Source organism: Chelatococcus reniformis (assembly GCF_014640075.1).
GTDB lineage: Bacteria > Pseudomonadota > Alphaproteobacteria > Rhizobiales > Beijerinckiaceae > Camelimonas > Camelimonas reniformis.
Map to the genome: position 1 here is coordinate 703,523 of NZ_BMGG01000002.1, position 17,486 is coordinate 721,008.

The 17,486-nt window shown below is 67.5% G+C and carries 21 protein-coding genes; 10 read left to right on the forward strand and 11 right to left on the reverse strand.

Annotated features, from left to right (window positions below):
* Positions 1-142: 142 nt before the first annotated feature.
* Together rpmG and IEW34_RS07625 are read left to right on the forward strand one after the other, a co-directional pair.
* Positions 143-310 (forward strand): 50S ribosomal protein L33, encoded by a 168-nt coding sequence (rpmG, locus tag IEW34_RS07620; RefSeq protein WP_188608529.1) that lies wholly within the window; start codon positions 143-145, stop codon positions 308-310.
* Between the two features lie 73 nt (positions 311-383).
* Complete coding sequence (locus IEW34_RS07625) at positions 384-668, forward strand: YARHG domain-containing protein (RefSeq protein ID WP_244641853.1); 285 nt, start codon at positions 384-386, stop codon at positions 666-668.
* A 226-nt stretch (positions 669-894) separates the two neighbouring features.
* Here IEW34_RS07625 and IEW34_RS07630 read toward each other — a convergent pair whose 3' ends face one another.
* A complete protein-coding gene (locus IEW34_RS07630) occupies positions 895-1,101 on the reverse strand; it encodes a hypothetical protein (RefSeq protein ID WP_188608530.1) in 207 nt (68 codons plus the stop codon).
* A 433-nt stretch (positions 1,102-1,534) separates the two neighbouring features.
* Positions 1,535-1,906 (reverse strand): response regulator, encoded by a 372-nt coding sequence (locus tag IEW34_RS07635; RefSeq protein ID WP_188608531.1) that lies wholly within the window; start codon positions 1,904-1,906, stop codon positions 1,535-1,537.
* A 203-nt stretch (positions 1,907-2,109) separates the two neighbouring features.
* Between IEW34_RS07635 and IEW34_RS07640 the strand changes: the two genes are divergently transcribed.
* Together IEW34_RS07640 and IEW34_RS07645 are read left to right on the forward strand one after the other, a co-directional pair.
* Positions 2,110-2,415: a DUF3572 domain-containing protein gene (locus tag IEW34_RS07640; RefSeq protein ID WP_188608532.1), complete on the forward strand. Its 306-nt coding sequence runs from the start codon at positions 2,110-2,112 to the stop codon at positions 2,413-2,415.
* On the forward strand, positions 2,412-3,710 hold the full coding sequence (locus IEW34_RS07645) for a DNA polymerase IV (protein ID WP_188608533.1): 1,299 nt from the start codon (positions 2,412-2,414) through the stop codon (positions 3,708-3,710). The genes IEW34_RS07640 and IEW34_RS07645 overlap by 4 nt, the downstream gene beginning before the upstream one ends.
* 10 nt (positions 3,711-3,720) lie before the next feature.
* On the opposite strand, the gene IEW34_RS07650 is transcribed toward IEW34_RS07645, so the two are convergent.
* Positions 3,721-4,629 (reverse strand): cell envelope integrity EipB family protein, encoded by a 909-nt coding sequence (locus IEW34_RS07650; RefSeq protein WP_188608534.1) that lies wholly within the window; start codon positions 4,627-4,629, stop codon positions 3,721-3,723.
* A gap of 96 nt (positions 4,630-4,725) precedes the next feature.
* Here IEW34_RS07650 and IEW34_RS07655 point away from each other — a divergent pair, with 96 nt between their 5' ends.
* The 4 genes from IEW34_RS07655 (at position 4,726) to IEW34_RS07670 (ending at position 7,887) form a co-directional block, all read left to right on the forward strand.
* On the forward strand, positions 4,726-5,196 hold the full coding sequence (locus IEW34_RS07655) for a RidA family protein (RefSeq protein ID WP_188608535.1): 471 nt from the start codon (positions 4,726-4,728) through the stop codon (positions 5,194-5,196).
* A 3-nt stretch (positions 5,197-5,199) separates the two neighbouring features.
* On the forward strand, positions 5,200-5,949 hold the full coding sequence (locus tag IEW34_RS07660; protein WP_188608536.1) for a glycerophosphodiester phosphodiesterase family protein: 750 nt from the start codon (positions 5,200-5,202) through the stop codon (positions 5,947-5,949).
* 109 nt (positions 5,950-6,058) lie between these two features.
* Entirely contained in the window at positions 6,059-7,300 is a 1,242-nt protein-coding gene (locus tag IEW34_RS07665) for a GNAT family N-acetyltransferase (RefSeq protein ID WP_188608537.1), read from the forward strand.
* A gap of 161 nt (positions 7,301-7,461) precedes the next feature.
* A complete protein-coding gene (locus tag IEW34_RS07670; protein WP_188608538.1) occupies positions 7,462-7,887 on the forward strand; it encodes an HIT family protein in 426 nt (141 codons plus the stop codon).
* Positions 7,888-7,977: 90 nt separating this feature from the next.
* Here the strand turns inward: IEW34_RS07670 and IEW34_RS07675 are convergent, their stop codons facing one another.
* The 5 genes from IEW34_RS07675 to IEW34_RS07695 form a co-directional block, all read right to left on the reverse strand.
* Complete coding sequence (locus tag IEW34_RS07675) at positions 7,978-8,961, reverse strand: NAD-dependent epimerase/dehydratase family protein (protein WP_188608539.1); 984 nt, start codon at positions 8,959-8,961, stop codon at positions 7,978-7,980.
* 59 nt (positions 8,962-9,020) lie between these two features.
* Entirely contained in the window at positions 9,021-9,230 is a 210-nt protein-coding gene (locus tag IEW34_RS07680; protein ID WP_188608540.1) for a hypothetical protein, read from the reverse strand.
* Between the two features lie 14 nt (positions 9,231-9,244).
* Positions 9,245-11,728: an ATP-dependent Clp protease ATP-binding subunit ClpA gene (clpA, locus tag IEW34_RS07685; RefSeq protein ID WP_188608541.1), complete on the reverse strand. Its 2,484-nt coding sequence runs from the start codon at positions 11,726-11,728 to the stop codon at positions 9,245-9,247.
* A 20-nt stretch (positions 11,729-11,748) separates the two neighbouring features.
* Complete coding sequence (clpS, locus tag IEW34_RS07690) at positions 11,749-12,078, reverse strand: ATP-dependent Clp protease adapter ClpS (RefSeq protein WP_244641870.1); 330 nt, start codon at positions 12,076-12,078, stop codon at positions 11,749-11,751.
* Positions 12,079-12,424: 346 nt separating this feature from the next.
* Positions 12,425-12,811 carry a phasin family protein gene (locus tag IEW34_RS07695; RefSeq protein WP_188608543.1) on the reverse strand — a complete coding sequence of 129 codons (387 nt, stop codon included), beginning with the start codon at positions 12,809-12,811 and terminating at the stop codon, positions 12,425-12,427.
* Positions 12,812-13,104: 293 nt separating this feature from the next.
* Here IEW34_RS07695 and IEW34_RS07700 point away from each other — a divergent pair, with 293 nt between their 5' ends.
* Complete coding sequence (locus tag IEW34_RS07700; protein ID WP_188608544.1) at positions 13,105-14,658, forward strand: serine hydrolase; 1,554 nt, start codon at positions 13,105-13,107, stop codon at positions 14,656-14,658.
* A gap of 67 nt (positions 14,659-14,725) precedes the next feature.
* Here the strand turns inward: IEW34_RS07700 and IEW34_RS07705 are convergent, their stop codons facing one another.
* Positions 14,726-15,424: a DnaJ domain-containing protein gene (locus IEW34_RS07705; protein WP_188608682.1), complete on the reverse strand. Its 699-nt coding sequence runs from the start codon at positions 15,422-15,424 to the stop codon at positions 14,726-14,728.
* 261 nt (positions 15,425-15,685) lie between these two features.
* On the opposite strand from IEW34_RS07705, the gene panC reads away from it, so the two are divergent.
* A complete protein-coding gene (panC, locus tag IEW34_RS07710) occupies positions 15,686-16,534 on the forward strand; it encodes a pantoate--beta-alanine ligase (protein ID WP_188608545.1) in 849 nt (282 codons plus the stop codon).
* On the opposite strand, the gene IEW34_RS07715 is transcribed toward panC, so the two are convergent.
* Together IEW34_RS07715 and IEW34_RS07720 are read right to left on the reverse strand one after the other, a co-directional pair.
* On the reverse strand, positions 16,535-16,810 hold the full coding sequence (locus tag IEW34_RS07715) for a hypothetical protein (RefSeq protein ID WP_188608546.1): 276 nt from the start codon (positions 16,808-16,810) through the stop codon (positions 16,535-16,537). It lies immediately after the preceding gene.
* Between the two features lie 183 nt (positions 16,811-16,993).
* Complete coding sequence (locus tag IEW34_RS07720; protein ID WP_188608547.1) at positions 16,994-17,428, reverse strand: DUF1489 family protein; 435 nt, start codon at positions 17,426-17,428, stop codon at positions 16,994-16,996.
* Positions 17,429-17,486 lie beyond the last annotated feature (58 nt).

Genomic DNA, 17,486 nt, shown 5'->3' on the forward strand with positions numbered 1-17,486 from the left:
CGCGACGCTTGACTTGCGCGGCTCAATACGGCATGTCCCTTGGCATCTTTCGGGCCGGTTCGCCGGCCCTTTTGCGTAGCGCGCGTGACACGGCCGTGACAGGCCCGGCTGCCGCGCACCGGGATCCTTCAGAGGTTCGATCATGGCCAAGGCCGTCACCATCAAGATCAAGCTCGTGTCGACCGCCGATACGGGCTACTTCTACGTCACCAAGAAGAACACGCGTACGATGACCGACAAGCTGAGCGTCAAGAAGTACGATCCAGTCGCTCGCAAGCACGTCGAGTTCAAGGAAACCAAGATCAAGTAAGGCGGTGCCAGCCGCCCGAATCGTCTCGAAAAGCCGCCCTGAGGGGCGGTTTTGTCGTTCAGGAGGGCGCCCTGTGAGCAAGCTCGTCCCGCGATCTGGCGTGTGCGCCGCGGCGCTCGCCGCGGTCGTCGTCGCCGCCACGACCACGGCTTCGGCGGATGTCTGCGACGACCTTTGGTATCAGCGCAACGCCATCTTCAAGGCGGCCGGCTATTGCTTCAAAACCAGCCGGGGCATCCGCGCCTTCGGCAACGCCGGCTGCGCCTATGACGACGAGGCCGACGTGCCACTCTCGGCGCGCCAGAGCACCCGCGTACGACAGATCAAGGCCGACGAGCGCGCCCTCGGCTGCCGCTGACGACCGGCAGATGCCTACAGCATTTCCGCGTTTCTTCGAATCACCGAAATACTCTATCTGTTTGATTTGCCGCGTTTTCTTCACGCGAACCGGCGTCCACTTCGCTCAAAAACGCTCTAGTCGACGCTGCCGATCGGTGCAGCCGCCCATCGTTCAGATTCTTGAGATTTGGAAGATGTCGGCCCGACCGGACGAATGGCATCCCGGTGGGGCAATCGTCCGTGCATCAGCGGCGGACGGCAGCCTCGTAGGCACGCTCCAGCATCAACCGACAGGAATTGGCCTGCTCGCGCGTGGCGCTCGCCAGGGACTGGCGCGCGATATCGCGCAGATCGCGAATGGCGACATCGACGGCGGTCACGAGATCGACCTCGGGGATCTCGTCGTCGTGATCCAGGGAAGGCCGCAGCCGAAATTGTACAACGTTGCCCATGCTACTCGTCCGGGTGCCGCGAATCGAAGCGATCGCAACGGCATTCGACACGGGCGAGGTTAACCGGGGCTTAGCGGTACGGCGCGGTCGCGCCGGCAACGTCCATACGGCGGGGAGCAGCAAGGTGGCCGGCCGGAGGCGGCGCCTGACGTACAGGCACACGCCTCCGGACCGGCCTAACCCCACGAAGCCAGGAGATGCGGCGGACCTAGCATCCGTAGGGCTGGGGCGTGGCATGCGGGTCGTGGACCCGCTGCGTCGCGACCAACCTAGCGGGCCTCGCAGCGAAAGCAATCGCCGGCCTGCGCCGCCCACAGGCAATGTGGCGTATGGTTAAGAGACGGTTGTCACCGCTCCGAGCGATTCCCGATCTCGCCAGCGGACCGCCATCCGAGCTCATCTAGCGGATGATCTCGCCCGATCACAGGATCGCCTAAGCCGGCCCGACGTAGTTCCGGACCGTCTCCAGGAACTTGCTGACCGAGATCGGCTTGGAGAGGTAGCCCTCGCAGCCGCCCTCGCGAATGCGCTCCTCGTCGCCCTTCATGGCGAAGGCGGTCACGGCGATGACGGGGATGGCCTTGAGGTCCGGATCCTGCTTGAGCCAGCGCGTCACCTCGAGGCCCGACACCTCGGGCAGCTGGATGTCCATGAGGATGAGGTCCGGGCGGTCCGCGCGCGCCAGTTCCATGGCATCGATGCCATGGGCCGTCTTGAGCGTCCGATAGCCATGCGCCTCCAGCAGATCGCTGAAAAGCTTCATGTTGAGCTCGTTGTCCTCGACGATGAGGATAGTCTTGGCCATGGGACGATCCTTGGCACCGGCACCGAGGGGACAGGGGCGTCCGATCGGCACAGGTTCCGAACTGGCGCTTGCCGCCGGGTAACGCCACCCGCCGGGGACGCGCTGCTGACGGCGATTGCAACGGGATCGCCGCGACTCGCCGCTTGCCTTGCGGCATCCTCAGTTGAACATCTAGAGTTCAGACGTCAACGAAACGCAAACCGATGCAGACCGGACGCACGCGGACTCCGCCAAACCAGGCCTGGGCCGAGAACCTGGCCGTCTCCGCCCTCACCTTCCTGGCGCAGGAGCCCGATCGAATCGGCCGCTTCCTGGCCCTGACGGGAATCGCCCCGCACGACATCCGGGCCGCCGCCGGCGAACCGGGCTTCCTGGCGGCCGTCCTGCAGCATCTGCTCGACGATGAAAGCCTGCTGCTTGCCTTCGCCGGTGCCGCCGAGGTCCGTCCCGAAGCCATAGCGCAGGCGCACGGCCTCCTGGCGGGCAGCAGGCAGGCTCACGAGCCGTGACCGGATGCGGGCATGCGCTTTGCCGCGATTGCCTGGCCGATGCCCCGCCCGCGCATCACGAGCGGTGCGCTGCCTGCGGCGGCCCTCGCCTGGTCATGCACGCCGAGCAGGCGGAGCTCGCCATCGCCCATATCGATTGCGACGCCTTCTATGCGGCCATCGAGAAGCGCGACGACCCTTCGCTCGCCGACAAGCCCGTCATCATCGGCGGCGGGCGCCGTGGCGTCGTCTCCACGGCGTGCTACGTGGCACGCACGTATGGCGTCCACTCGGCCATGCCCATGTTCAAGGCCTTGAAAGCGTGCCCCGACGCGGTGGTGGTCCGTCCGGACATGGCGAAATATGCCGACGTCGGACGCCAGGTGCGCGCCATGATGAGGGACCTGACGCCGCTGGTCGAACCGGTTTCGATCGACGAGGCGTTTCTCGATTTATCGGGCACGGAGCGCCTGCACCACGCGCCGCCCGCCACCACGCTGATGCGCTTTGCCCGCGATGTGGAGCGTGACATCGGCATCACCGTCTCCGTCGGGCTCTCCTACAACAAGTTCCTCGCCAAGGTCGCCTCCGATCTGGACAAGCCGCGCGGCTTCTCGGTGATCGGGCGGGCCGACGCCGTCGCGTTCCTCGGCCCACGCTCCGTCACCCTGATACCGGGAATCGGCAAGGCGGCGCAGCGGCGCCTGGCCGAGCGCGGGCTGCACACCATCGCCGACCTGCGGGCGCAGTCGCCCGCGGCGTTGATGGCGCTCCTCGGTAACGAGGGGGCACGGCTGTCGCGCCTGGCGCGCGGCATCGACGAGCGGCGCGTGGAGCCGGCGCGGGAGGCGAAATCGGTGTCGGCCGAGACGACCTTCGAGGACGACATCCGCTCGCGCGAGCAGCTCGAAGCCGTCCTGTGGCGGCTCTGCGAACGGGTTTCGGCGCGGCTCAAGGCCGCCGGCCATTCCGGATCCAGCATCACGCTCAAGCTCAAGACGGCGAGTTTCCAGCTGCGCACCCGCACGCGTTCGGGCCTGCCGCCGACGCAGTTGGCGCGCCGGCTGTTCGACGTCGGCCGCGAGTTGCTCGTCCAGGAGTGCGACGGGACGGCCTTCCGCCTGATCGGCGTCGGCGCGGGAGACCTTGGCCCGGGCGAACTCGCCGACCGGGGCGATCTCGCCGACACCACCTCGCAGCGCGACGCCCGGACCGAGCGGGCCATCGATGCGCTGCGCGGCCGCTTCGGCACCGAGGCGGTGATCCGCGGCATCGCGCTCAAGGACCACACGGCCTTGAAGGCAAAGCCCAAATAGGGCGGCCCGGTCAGCGCTGGCAGGTCTTCGAGGCTGACTTGAGATCGAGGGTCTTCATGTCGCCCTTCACGACAAAGTCGCCGTAGTCGAGCTTGAGCGCGCCGCTGATGCCATTCTCGAACATGTCGAACGAGATCGCATAGATCGGCGTGCGTTCGCCCTCGCCTGGCGTGAAATAGGTGATCGTCACCGGCCACCGGGCGATCTTGTCCAGCCCCGCCTTGAGCGCCGCCGGCTCCAGGCCGTCGGAGCGGCCGGGTGCGATGCGCTTGCCGATGATGGAGAGGGTGTCGAACACCTTGCGCCCGTCGTCCGACCCGTCGAACACCTTCACCGCGAACGTGCTCTGGCCGGCTCTCGCCGCCTCGATGAGGCGCTTCATATGCTGCGACGGGAACAGCACCTCGCCCTCGACGGTCTGACGCTCGCGCTTGGGCTTCGACAGCTCGATCACGGTGCGATCGCCGCCAGAGCGCTCGGCATGCCCATCGACGAGGTTGGCGGCTCTGGCTCCGGCCTGCGTCTCCTGCCGGAATTTGAAGCCGGAGCCGTCGCCCTCCTCGAAGGTCGTGCTGCGCAGATCGGAGAGGCGCGATTCGCCCTCGCTCGGCTCCACCACACTCACCTGGCGGAACGATAGGGGATAGCCCTCGCAGGCGTCGCCGCCGAAGTCGTAGGCGATGCGCCCGCGCACCGAGATCACCGAGCGCGCGCCTTTGCTCGATGCCAGCGACAGATCATAGACGGCCATGTGGCCGGCGAGCACGGCTGGCGGGGCCGGCACGGCGGCAGGCTGCGGCGTCCCGGCGTGTGCCGGGCCCACGGCCAGCGCGACCGCCGCGCACACCAGCACGGCCACGTGCGCCGGGGTCGTGCCCGGCCCTGCTTCACCCCGCACTCGACGCGATCCGGTCGTCATGCAATCTCCTCAGTTGCGGCGAAGGTAGAGGCCGTCTCGGCGGCTTGCAACGGCCGCGCGACAGCTTGTCCAGCCGATGCACTGCAGGGGGCGAAAATGAGTCAAATCGAGGCGAAACTGGCGGATGTCGGCATCCGGCTGCCGACACCGGCGGCGCCGCTTGCCAATTATCTCCCGTGCGTGCGCACCGGCTCGCTGCTCATCGTTTCGGGCCAGCTCTGCACCGGCGTCGACGGCAAGCTGTCCGATGCGCACCGCGGCAAGCTCGGCGCCGAGGTGTCCCTGGAGGATGGCCAGGCGGCGGCGCGGTTGTGCGCGATCAATGTGCTGGCGCAGGCCAGGGCGGCCATCGGCGATCTCGACCAGATCGCGCGCTGCGTCCGCCTCGGCGGCTTCATCAACGCGCTGCCCAACTTCAGCGCCCTTGCGGCGGTCATGAACGGCGCCTCGGACCTGATGGTGACAGCGCTCGGCGACCGAGGTCGGCACGCCCGCTCGACGATCGGGGTCGCGGAGCTGCCGCTCGACGCCGCGGTCGAAGTCGAAGCCATGTTCGAGATCGCCTGAGCGATGACCGGCTGGCCGCACTGGCTCACCATACGGCCCGTCGCCCACCGCGGGCTGCACGGCCGTCCGAGCGGCTGCCTCGAGAATACGACGGCCGCGGCCGCGGCCGCCATGGCCGCCGGCTACGGCATCGAATGCGATGTGCAGCTGACGCGGGACGGCGAGGCCATCGTCTTCCACGACGATACACTCGATCGCCTGTGCCGGGCCGAAGGCCCGGTCCGCGACCGCACAGCGGCGGAGCTGGGGTGCATCGCCTATCGGGACGCCCCTGATCAGGCCATGCCGACGCTAGCTTCGTTTCTCGATGCGATCGGCGCCCGCGTCCCGGTGCTCGTCGAGATCAAGAGCCGCTTCGACGGCGACCTGTCGCTCGCCCGCCGCGTCGCCGCCATCGTGGCAGATGCGCCTGCCAACGTCGCGCTGATGTCGTTCGACGATGACGTCGTGGCGGCCTTGGGCGATCTGGCACCGACACGGCCGCGCGGCATCGTCGCTCAGGCCGACTACGACGAGGAGGAGTGGGATGGGTTGCCCACCGCGCGCCGATCACGACTCTCCGGGCTGCTCCATCTGGATCGGTCGCGTCCCGACTTTCTCGCCTGGCGCGTCCGCGATCTGCCGTCGCCGCCCACCACCGTCGCCCGCCATCTCGGCATGCCGGTTCTCGCATGGACGGTCCGCACGACGGCCGAACGCGAGCGAGCCGCCGACGGGGCCGATCAGATGATATTCGAGGGGTTCCGCCCTTGAGCGTGCCCGCCGCCCGGCCCGTGCGCCAAGACCCCGCATTGACGTGGCTCGACCGGGGCGCTGCACTGGGGGCCATGCTGCCGCTCACCCCGCCGGGACGCTCCGCCTGATGGCTCGCGACGCGCCGCAGGCCTCGCCGTTTACGCCGACCGTCAAAGTGGCGACGGCGATCGAAGCTGTGTCCGCTGCGGTCTGGGATGCGTGCGCCATGCATCCGGCGACGACGCCCGCGCCCGCTCCATGCTCTGTCGATACATCAGAAGATCCGCGCAACCCGTTTGTATCGCACGCATTCCTGCATGCGCTGGAGTCCTCGGGCTCGGCCACGAAGCGAACCGGATGGGCGCCAATCCACCTGACGGTCGAAGACGGTGCCGGTACCATCGTGGCCGTCGCGCCCTGCTATCTCAAGTCCCACTCGCGCGGCGAGTACGTCTTTGACCAGGGCTGGGCCGATGCCTATGAGCGCGCCGGCGGGAGCTATTATCCCAAGCTCCAGGTCAGCGTGCCGTTCACACCGGCGACGGGGCCCCGCCTGCTGGTCAGGCCAGGCCCCCAGGCGGCGCTGGCGCGAAGCGCACTGATCAACGGGCTGCGAGCGCTGATGCAGCAAACCGGGGCGTCGTCCACACACGTCACCTTCCTGCCCAGGGACGAATGGGAGGAGCTTGGAGCGGCAGGCTTCCTGCTGCGGCAGGACCAGCAGTTCCACTGGCTCAACGAGGGCTATGAGAGCTTCGACGCCTTCCTGGAGGCGCTCGCCTCGCGCAAGCGCAAGGCGATCCGCCGGGAGCGGCGCGACGCGGTCGCCGCGGGTATCGACATCGAGCAGCTGACGGGCGCGGCCATCACCGAGGCGCATTGGGACGCATTCTTCGCCTTCTACCAGGACACCGGCTCGCGCAAATGGGGCCGACCCTACCTGACGCGCGCGTTCTTCTCGCAGATCAGCGAGAGCATGGCCGACCAGGTTCTCCTGGTCATGGCCAAGCGCGCCGGCCGCTATATCGCCGGCGCCATCAATTTCATCGGTGCCAACGTGCTCTACGGCCGGCACTGGGGCTGCGTCGAGCAACACCCATTCCTGCATTTCGAGGTCTGCTACTATCAGGCCATCGACTTCGCCATCAGCCGCGGCCTGGCCAGGGTGGAGGCTGGCGCGCAGGGCGAGCACAAGCTGGCGCGCGGCTATCGCCCGGTGATGACCTACTCTGCCCACGACATTGCCGATCCGTCGCTCAGGCGGGCTGTCGCCGACTACCTGAAGCGCGAGACCGCCTATGTGGGCGCCGTACAGGGCGAGCTGGAGGGCATGACTCCGTTCCGCCATGTGGAGGTGGAGAAGGAGTAGCTCGCTCGTGCCCCGGCGGCGGCGCAAGCCCGACCGGGATCGGCCGGCTCCGCCTCCACGCCCGCCATCCCTCGCCTCGTGAGTGATCAGGGTTGACCTGCTGCCCACGCCTTGCAAAACCGTGGGCAATCGTGCCCACTCGGGGGTGATGGGGATGCCGGATGCCAACCTACGATCCCAAGAACGTGTTTGCAGCCATCCTCAAGGGACAGCTGCCGTGCCACAAGGTCTATGAGGACGAGCTGACGCTCGCCTTCATGGACATCATGCCGCGCTCGGATGGGCATGTGCTCGTCATTCCCAAGGCGCCGTCCCGCAATCTGCTCGACATCGAGCCTGAAGACCTCGCCGCGGTGGCTCGCACGATCAAAAAGGTGGCGCTCGCCGCCAAGGACACCATGAACGCCGACGGGATTACCATCGTGCAGGCCAACGAGACCGCGGGCGGACAGGTGGTGTTCCACACCCATTTCCACGTTCTGCCGCGGTGGAACGGCGTCGAGCTGCGTCCGCCGGCCCAGGAGATGGCGAAGCCGGACGTGCTCGCGGCCCAGGCCGATCAGATGCGCCAGGCGCTGCAAGGCTGACCACGTCTACCCGATCCAAGCGGCGCCGGACTGCCGAGTCGCTCGCGCTCCGATCAACAATGGGCCAAATGCCTCGGCCTTCGAGCACGATCAGTCCACCGGATACGGGCCATCGGCGAAGCGTTGGGCATGGTAGCCCTTGGCGCCGACGCGGCGCGCCAGTGCGCTTGCCGGCGCGCCGCCGGCAGCCAACGCCTCGATGATGGCGCGGAAGTCGTACCGGGGCTGCCACCCCAGAAGGTCCCGCGCCCGCGCGTTGACGTAGACGCGGTCGATCGCGGGGAACATCTCCCAACCTCGGCTGGCATAGAGCTCCGCGTAGCCGGGCACGAGGCGGCGGACCACCGCGGGCGCATCGTGGCGCAGGGCGGCAAGATCAGCCGGAGCGAAGGGCGTCGTGGCGCTGATGATCAACCGGGCGAAGCCGATCGCGTGAGCCCGCCCGATGGCCAGAAGATGGGCGCTCACGACGTCCTCGAGATCGACGCGGCGGTAGAGATACTCGTTCACCTTGGCGTTGTCGGCGTCGTATCGTGCCCGCACCGCCCCGCTATCGTCGTCCTCGGGAAAGAACCGCGACGTCCGCAGCACCAGGCAGGCAAGCCCGTGGCGGTGCTGGAACAGCTGGCAGAGATCCTCCGCGGCCGCCTTGGTCACGCCATAGATGTTCCTGGGGACGGGTGCGACGTCCTCGGTGACCCAGGCCGCAGGCTGGTCGTCGGCCGGTGTCAGCGCCCGGCCGAACACGCTGGTCGTGCTGGTGAAGACGAAAGCCTTGACGCCCGCGGCGGCGGCTTCTTCGAGAAGGGTCAGCGTGCCCGTGATGTTGGTGTCGACGAAGTCCTGGGGGCTATGCGTCGCGACGTGCGGCTTGTGCAGGCCGGCGGCGTGCAGCACCGCCTCGCAGCCGGTCACCGCCTCACGCACCAGCCGACGATCCGAGATCGAGCCGACCGCGTCGGTGAACGGCGTCGCCAGGCGATCGAGGCCGACGGCGACATGGTTTGCGGCGCGCAGCGAGCGTACCAGCGCCTCGCCGAGATGGCCGGCGCTACCCGTGACGAGGACCTTCATGCACGTCAAAACCCGTGGCGACGCCGCGCCCGGCCGAACCGGTCAGATCGCCACCGGGGTCACGGCTCGCGGCCGGAGACGCCCTTCGCCTGGATGGCCTTGGCCGCCGTGATCACGGCCATGGCCGGCTCCTTGAAGGTATCGTAGACGTAGGTGCCCCCCCACCACAGGCCCACGAGCATCGGCGGCACGACGATCCAGCCGACGATCTCCTCCATCCGCCGCCGCCGCCGGCGACGGATGCGACGCTGCTCGGTCCACGTAGTCATGCCCGAACTCCAGTTTACCCTTTGTTAAGGGGAACTTTTGGCACAGTCCGGACCGGCAAGCCATCGTTTGAGCGGCCACTTTCGCTGCTTTTGGGCTTGGGCTTGCCAATCGGCTTGGGCGCCGCCGCGGTCGTGACGCGCGGACGCCGCTTGATCCGCTTCTTGGCGGCGTCGACGACCACCTTCTCGGGCTTGGGCTGCACCGGCCCCTCGGGGAATTCAAAGCCGAGCGACTCCTTACCCGCCTCGTCCTTGGTGACGACGACACGGACCGCCCCACCACCCTTCAGCTTGCCGAACAGCACCTCGTCGGCCAGCGGCGTCTTGATGGTGGACTGGATCAGCCGGGCCATCGGCCGGGCTCCCATCGTCTCGTCGTAGCCGTTTTCCACCAGCCACTCGCGCGCCTCGTCGGCCAGTTCGATGGTGACATTGCGATCGGCGAGCTGCGCCTCGAGCTGGAGGACGAACTTGTCGACGACCTTGGAGACCACCTCCTTCGGCAGGTGTCCGAACGAGATGATCGAGTCGAGCCGGTTGCGGAACTCGGGCGCGAACAGGCGGCTGATCGCCTCCTGATCGTCGCCCTCGCGCTTCGTGCGGGTGAAGCCGAACGCCGACTTGGCGAGGTCGGCGGCGCCCGCATTGGTGGTCATGATGATGATCACGTTGCGGAAATCGACCTGCTTGCCGTTGTGGTCGGTGAGCTTGCCGTGGTCCATGACCTGCAACAGGATGTTGAACAGGTCCGGATGGGCCTTTTCGATCTCATCGAGCAGCAGCACGCAGTGGGGGTGCTGGTCGACCCCGTCCGTCAGCAAGCCGCCCTGGTCAAAGCCGACATAGCCGGGCGGCGCGCCGATCAGGCGCGACACGGTGTGGCGCTCCATGTACTCGGACATGTCGAAGCGGATCAGCTCGACCCCGAGCGAGGCCGCGAGCTGCCGCGCCACTTCGGTCTTGCCGACGCCCGTCGGGCCGGCGAACAGGTAGGAGCCGATCGGCTTCTCGGCATCGCGCAGACCGGCGCGCGCCAGCTTGATCGACGACGACAGCGCCCGGATCGCCGTGTCCTGGCCGTAGACGACGCGCGCCAGCGTCGTCTCGATGTTCTGGAGCACCTCGGCATCGTTCTTGGAGACGGTCTTGGGCGGGATCCGGGCCATCTGGGCGATGGTCGTCTCGATCTCCTTGGTGCCGATCACCTTCTTGCGGCGTCCTTCCGGCACCAGCATCTGCGACGCGCCGGTCTCGTCGATCACATCGATCGCCTTATCCGGCAACTTGCGGTCGTGGATGTAGCGCGACGAGAGCTCCACCGCCGCCTTGATGGCGTCGTTGGTGTAACGCAGGCGATGAAACTCCTCGAAGTAGGGCTTGAGCCCCTTCAGGATCTCGATCGAGTCCGGGATCGACGGCTCGGCCACGTCGATCTTCTGGAACCGACGCACCAGGGCACGGTCCTTCTCGAAATACTGGCGGTACTCCTTATAGGTCGTCGAGCCGATGCAGCGCAGCGTGCCCGAGGCGAGGGCCGGTTTGAGCAGGTTGGACGCGTCCATGGCACCGCCTGAGGTCGCGCCGGCACCGATCACCGTGTGGATCTCGTCGATGAACATGATCGCTTTGGGATGGGCCTCGATCTCCTTCATCACCTGCTTGAGGCGCTCTTCGAAATCGCCTCGGTACCGCGTGCCGGCGAGCAGGGTGCCCATGTCGAGCGAGAACACCGTGGCGCCCCGCAGCACCTCCGGGACCTCGCCGGTGACGATCTTACGTGCCAACCCCTCGGCGATCGCCGTCTTGCCGACGCCGGGATCCCCAACGAGCAGCGGATTGTTCTTATGGCGGCGGCACAGCACCTGGATGGTCCGCTGGACCTCGCTCTCGCGGCCGATCAGCGGATCTATGCGGCCTTCCTTCGCCTTCTTGTTCAGGTTGACGCAGTAAGCATCGAGTGCGTCACCCTTTTTCTTGCGGGGCCCGTCGTTGTCCTCGCTTTGTCCCCTGATTTCGGCCTCCTCCTCGCCCCGCGGCGAGCGCTGCTCCGACAGGCCAGGACGCTTGGCGATGCCGTGGCTGATATAGTTGACCGCATCGTAGCGCGTCATGTCCTGCTCTTGCAGGAAATAGGCTGCATGGCTCTCGCGCTCCGCAAAGATGGCGACGAGCACGTTGGCTCCGGTCACCTCCTCGCGTCCCGACGACTGCACGTGGATCACGGCGCGCTGGATCACGCGCTGGAAGCCGGCCGTCGGCTTGGAATCCTCCCGGCCGTCGCTGACCAGGTTCATGAGTTCGGTGTCGACATACTCGGACAGGTTGCGACGCAGCGAGTCCATGTCGACGTTGCAGGCACGCATAACTGCCGAGGCATCCTGATCGTCGATGAGCGCGAGCAGAAGATGCTCCAGCGTCGCGTACTCGTGCCGCCGCTCGTTGGCGAAGCCGAGCGCTCGGTGCAAGGCTTGTTCGAGGCTCCGGGAGAATGTGGGCAAAGGTATCCCCTATCCGCGGTTTACTTCTTCTCCATCACGCACTGCAGCGGATGCTGATGCTTTCTGGCGAAGTCCATGACTTGCGTGACCTTGGTCTCGGCCACCTCATAAGTGAAAACGCCGCACTCCCCGACGCCGTTCTGATGAACGTGGTACATGATCCGTGTTGCGTCTTCGCGCGACTTGCTGAAAAACTGCTCGAGGACTTGAACGACGAACTCCATCGGCGTGTAGTCGTCGTTCAGAAGCAGCACCCGATACATGCTCGGTCGCTTCGTACGTGTGCGCGTGCGCGTCAGCAGCGCCGTACCCGAGCCGTCGCCGGCGCCACTCTTGCGGCGCTCCGCCATCAGTGTCGATGGAACGCCACCCACAAGGTCGTCCGGTGATGATGTCCACATCGGCGATCGTCGTCTCAAACCTTCCGGGGTCAGCGCGGGCGCGAAACCCGCGCACGAGGATCTTACACGCTAATTTAATGTCCGCGAGCAGCCTTCGCCAGTGTGGCGATATGGCCATTTGGGGGCCATGTGGGGCGTCGGCTGGCGCCGCGCCAACGGCTGAGCCTCCCCGCCGCCGACGTCCGGGCCGCCTCCCGTGCGTCAGCCGCGACCATTCGCCCACCGACGACGAAAAAAACCCGGCGCAAGGCCGGGTTTTCTTTGGGCGGAGAAGCCGCGCCAGCGCGGCGCCGGCTCAAGCCGCGGTCTTGGCGACCTGGGCGTTCAGCGCCGAAATATTGGCCTCGGTGGCGGCCTTGGCGTTCGCGAACACGCCCTCGTACGGCTTGAAGACTTCCTTGGCGAGGTCCGAGTACAGCGCGCCGAGCTTGGTCGACTCGGCAACCAGCGCCTCGTACGAGGTCTTGATGTACTCCGACTGGATCTCCATCGCCTTCTCCACCGAACGGGCACCCACGAGCTTCTCCAACGTGGCGGTGCCTTGCTCGAAGCTGCGCTTGGAATAGTCGGCCAGTTCGGTAGCGATGGCCTGCGCGCCCTTCGACACGGAGCCGAACGACCTCAGCGCCGCATCCATCTGATCTTTGCCCAGTTTTTGGGCGGACTCGAATTGCTGCATCATGATGATCTCCTCTCAGCGCACGAGAAGCTCATCCCCGGCGCACGACTGGGATTGCAGGCAACTGCGCCCAGCGCGGCCCGCCCCCACACCGCCAATTTGTGCACTGCAACATAAGCTGTCAAGTGCGGCGGCGCCAAAACAGTCAAGCAGCGCCTTAACCGCGGGCGGGGTATCGCGGATCGCACTTAACGCATCCGTAACTCCCGCTCCCGTAGCGTCTCACCCGCAGCTGGACAGGTCCGCACCGTCCGGCTGATCGACTGGGGCGATCGAGAAAGGCGGGGCTGAGGAACATGGCTTCAAGTGGCGTACCGATCCGTCGTCGTATATCGGGAGCGCTGTTCGTCACGCTCGGGCTGGTCGCGACGTTTGCGCTGTCCACCCCGGCCGAAGCCCGCAAGCACAAGCACGGCAGGTCCCACCACGCCCGCCAGGCCAAGAGCGAGCCCTACCGTCCTGCCTTCGCCGCCTACGTCATCGACGTCAAGACCGGCAAGACACTCTACGCCAAGAGCGAAGACGAGATCCGGTATCCGGCCTCGATCACCAAGGTGATGACGCTCTATTTGTTGTTCGAGCAGCTCGACCGCGGCCGCCTGTCGCTCGACAGCCCCTTGCGCGTCTCGGCGAATGCCGCGTCCCAGGCGCCGTCGAAGCTCGGCGTCAGGCCGGGCAGCACGATCGAGGTCGAGGACGCCATCAAGGCCGTTGTCACCCGCTCCGCCAACGACGTCGCCGTCGCCATCGGCGAGAACCTCGCGGGGTCCGAACCGGCCTTCGCCCGCATGATGACCGCAAAGGCTCGCGCGCTCGGTATGGCGAGCACGGTCTATGTCAACGCATCCGGCCTGCCGGACGAGCGCCAGGTCACGACGGCCCGCGACCTCAGCATCCTCGCCCGGGCCATCCAGGATCGCTTCCCGCGCTACTACGGCTATTTCTCCACCCGCTCCTTCCGCTACGGCGGCCGCGTCATCGGCAACCACAACCGCCTGATCGGGCGCGTGGAGGGCGTGGACGGCATCAAGACCGGCTATACGCGCATGTCCGGCTTCAACCTGATGACCTCGGCCAAGGCGAACGGCCGGCATGTCGTCGGCATCGTCCTCGGCGGACGCTCGGGCGCCATACGCGATCGCATCATGGCATCGCTCATCGAGGACAGCATGCCGCGGGCGTATGCAGGCGCCCGCCAGACGCCGATGGTCGGTGAGGGCGCCCCCGTGGCGATGGCGGCCGCAGCCCGCGATGCGGAGCCGGAGGTCGCGCCCAGGGAGGCGACCCGCGAAGTGCCAAAGCCGGCGCGGGCTCAACTCGCGCCGCGCCGCGCCGACATCCGCCCGGTGGTCGCCTCGGCGAATTCGCTGTCGACGACAACGCCATCGGCCTTCCGCTGGGTTGCCCCGCGCCAGGAGCGTGTCGCCGAATCCCAGGCGCTTGCCCGCCTCGCCTATGCGCCTGACACCAAGACCAGGTCCGATGTCCGGGCGCTGGGACAGCTGGTCAAGGCGACCGACGACAAGTCGGGCTCCGGTCAGTCGAGCGTAGCCAAGACGGCGTCCAAGGCGGCCGAACGGGCCGACGACGACAAGGGACGGCGATCGACAGGCGGCTGGGTGATCCAGCTCGGCGCGACCGAGGACGAGGCGGAGGCCGAAAAGCTCCTCGCCAGTGCAAAGGGCGCTTCGGCAGCCCTCAAGGGCGCATCCCCCTTCACCGAAAAAGTGGTGCGTGGGAGCGCGACGCTGTACCGGGCCCGGTTCTCCGGCTTCGACCCGGACGCCGCTCAGGCCGCGTGCAAGAGCCTGAAGCGAAGCGGCTTTGCCTGCTTCGCCATCAAAAGCTGAGCCGGCGATGGCCGCCGACGCAGCCGAATGTGAGCCTGCCCCCTTCCCGGAACCTGCGTGTGGAGTATTAGCGATGCCGGGCCAGCAGAACATCCTTGGCTTGATTGACGCGGGCAGCGAGGTAGGTCGTACCGCCGAGGTCTGGATGGAGCCGCTTTATCAACGCGCGGTGAGCGGCAGCGACCTCCTCGTCGGACGCCCCCGGAGCAAGGCCCAGGACCTCGTAGGCCTCCTGTTCCGTCATCGCGCCAGGGGGCGCCTGACCGGCCCGCGCGTCTGCGTCACCCTGAGCGTCTTTACGCCATCCGGGCGTCCGGCGGTCGAGATAAGCCTCTAGCAAGCGGGCGCCGTCGAAGTCGCTGGCCCGACACTGCCGCAGCAGCGCGAGCAGCCCGCCCCGATCCAGCGTGTCCAGCTCGGTTCCGGCCAGCGGCCCGGCAAGGACGCGCCCGCGCAACGCGCCCGTTGCGGCATCGAGGTCCATTTCGATCATCGCCGAACGCACCTTGGCGACACGGGCCGGACCGCGCTGAAACGGATTGGGCAGCCCGAACGGCATACCGCCGTAGAGCCAAGCGCCGCCGCCCGCCACCAGCACCGCCATGTCGAGGCGGCCGCGCAGCAGCAGCAAGCCCGCAAAGCCGAAGGCCGTCGCCCCCGCCACCTTGCGCAACGTGGCCGCCAGAGCTTTGGGATCGGACTTCGTATAGTTCGAGAGCAGCCACCAGAGCAGGGCGAGGGCAACGACGCCAGCGAGCAATGCCATTAGCGAACCATCCCTGCAAAGGACGGTCGGCACCCCGCGCTTTGCCCTTGATGCTCCGACGTCAATCCCGACACGGCCGTCTCCCCTGTCACCGGCTTCGTACATGGGCGTGCAGGGCGGCCGATGGCAAGGCGGGTTTTGTCGCCTCGCGCGCGGTCTGTTTGTCGCCTCTCGCGCGGTCTGCTAGAGCGCTGGCGCACGGCCGCGCGGGAGCTCGTGGGCGCGTCGCGCCCGGGCGGCAAGGTCGGCAGGAGGGAGCCAATGGTTGACATCGCGCAGGTCACGACGGTCGCAGCCCTGCGCCAAGCGGTCGCCGCCTGGCGCAACGCCGGCCAACGGGTCGCATTGGTGCCCACCATGGGGGCGTTGCACAAGGGCCATTTGTCGCTGGTCGAGCTGGCCCGCTCGCGCGCCGACCGCATTGTCGTCTCGATCTTCGTGAACCCGACGCAGTTCGCGCCGAATGAGGACTTCGCCCGCTATCCGCGCGTGCTGGAGCAGGACACCGCCCAGCTCGCGGGCGCCAGCGCCGACCTCGTCTATGCGCCGCCGGTCGAGGTCATGTACCCGGACGGCTTCGCCACCACCGTGTCGCTCGGCGGTCCGGCGACGGCGGGCCTCGATGACGTCGTGCGGCCGACCCATTTCGCCGGCGTCGCGACCGTCGTGTCCAAGCTCTTCATCCAGGCAATGCCCGACGTCGCCGTGTTCGGCGAGAAGGACTACCAGCAACTCAAGGTCATCACCCGTATGGTCCACGATCTAGACCTGCCCGTCGAGATCGTGCCCGCGCCGACCTTGCGCGAGAGCGACGGTCTCGCCCTCTCCTCGCGCAACCGCTACCTCAGCACCGAAGAGCGGGCGCTTGCGCCGGCGATCTCCCGCGTGCTGATCGAGAGTGCGCGGCGGCTGCGCGCCGGCGAGCCGGTTGCGACGGTTGCCGCCGAGGGCCGGCAGACCCTGGCCGCCGAAGGCTTCGAGGTCGATTATCTGGAAGCCCGCCATGCCGACACGCTGGCGTCGGTTTCCGGGACGGCTGAGGGCCCGCTCCGGTTGCTGGCGGCGGCCCGTCTCGGGCGCACGCGGCTGATCGACAACATGGCCGTCTGATCAGCGGGCGTAACCGGCGCTGAAGCTCGCCCGGCCGCCGATCCGCATCTCGGTATCGCCGAAGCGCATGGTGCCGACGTCCCGTCCGGCGCCGAGCCGCGTGTCCAGGCGCTCGCGCGGCAACACCGTTGGCGGACAATTCCTGAGGGCCTTGCCCCGCTCCTGCCTGGTGCCGGGCGCCTTGCACGGCGCAGACGCCGCGTCCGATGTCGCAGCGCCGGCCGACAGCAGGATTGCCGTCAGCACCAGACGTCCAGCCGAACCCAATCTCGCCATGGCGACCGCTCCCGTCGACGAGCCATGATCCTATAAGCTCAACCGAGTGAATCCGACCCTTTTGAGCGGATGGACGCTCGGGTCAAGTCCGATGGCGGCGATGCGCTCGGGGGGCCTCTGTTCCCGATACCCTGGTCGGGCTTACCCCCGGACCGTACCTCCGTCTTCAGGACCCACACCGGCTCAGAGCAGGCCGAGGGCCGCCAGGTCGCGCCGCATGTCCTCGGGCATCGCCTCGAGGCCGGCGCCGCGGGCAGCCAGATCCGGCGGCGCGTCCGCCCCCGCCAGATAGCGCCAGCCCTGGAACGGACGGCTCGGCCGCGGCTCCACCGGCACGACACCCTGATCGAGCACGAGGTGACACCGTCCGATGCCGTCCCCGTCGGTGAATGGCCGCACCGCGACCAGACGCTGGCGACAGGCGACCTGGCCGCGGATCACCCAGAACAGGGAGCCGCCGTCGAGCTCGCCGACGCGTTTTGGCACCATGCGCGTCGTGTGCAGTTGCTCGTAGACCCGACCGGTGCGGCGGGCGAGCGCCGCCCGCTCGGCGATCCATTGCTCGAGTTCGCCGATCGAATCGCAGCCCACGCAAAGTTTGACCAGATTGAGCGCCATGCCCGGTTGTAGCGTTGCGCACGCGGCCGGCCAAGCCGCACCGCCGGGGCCATCCCCA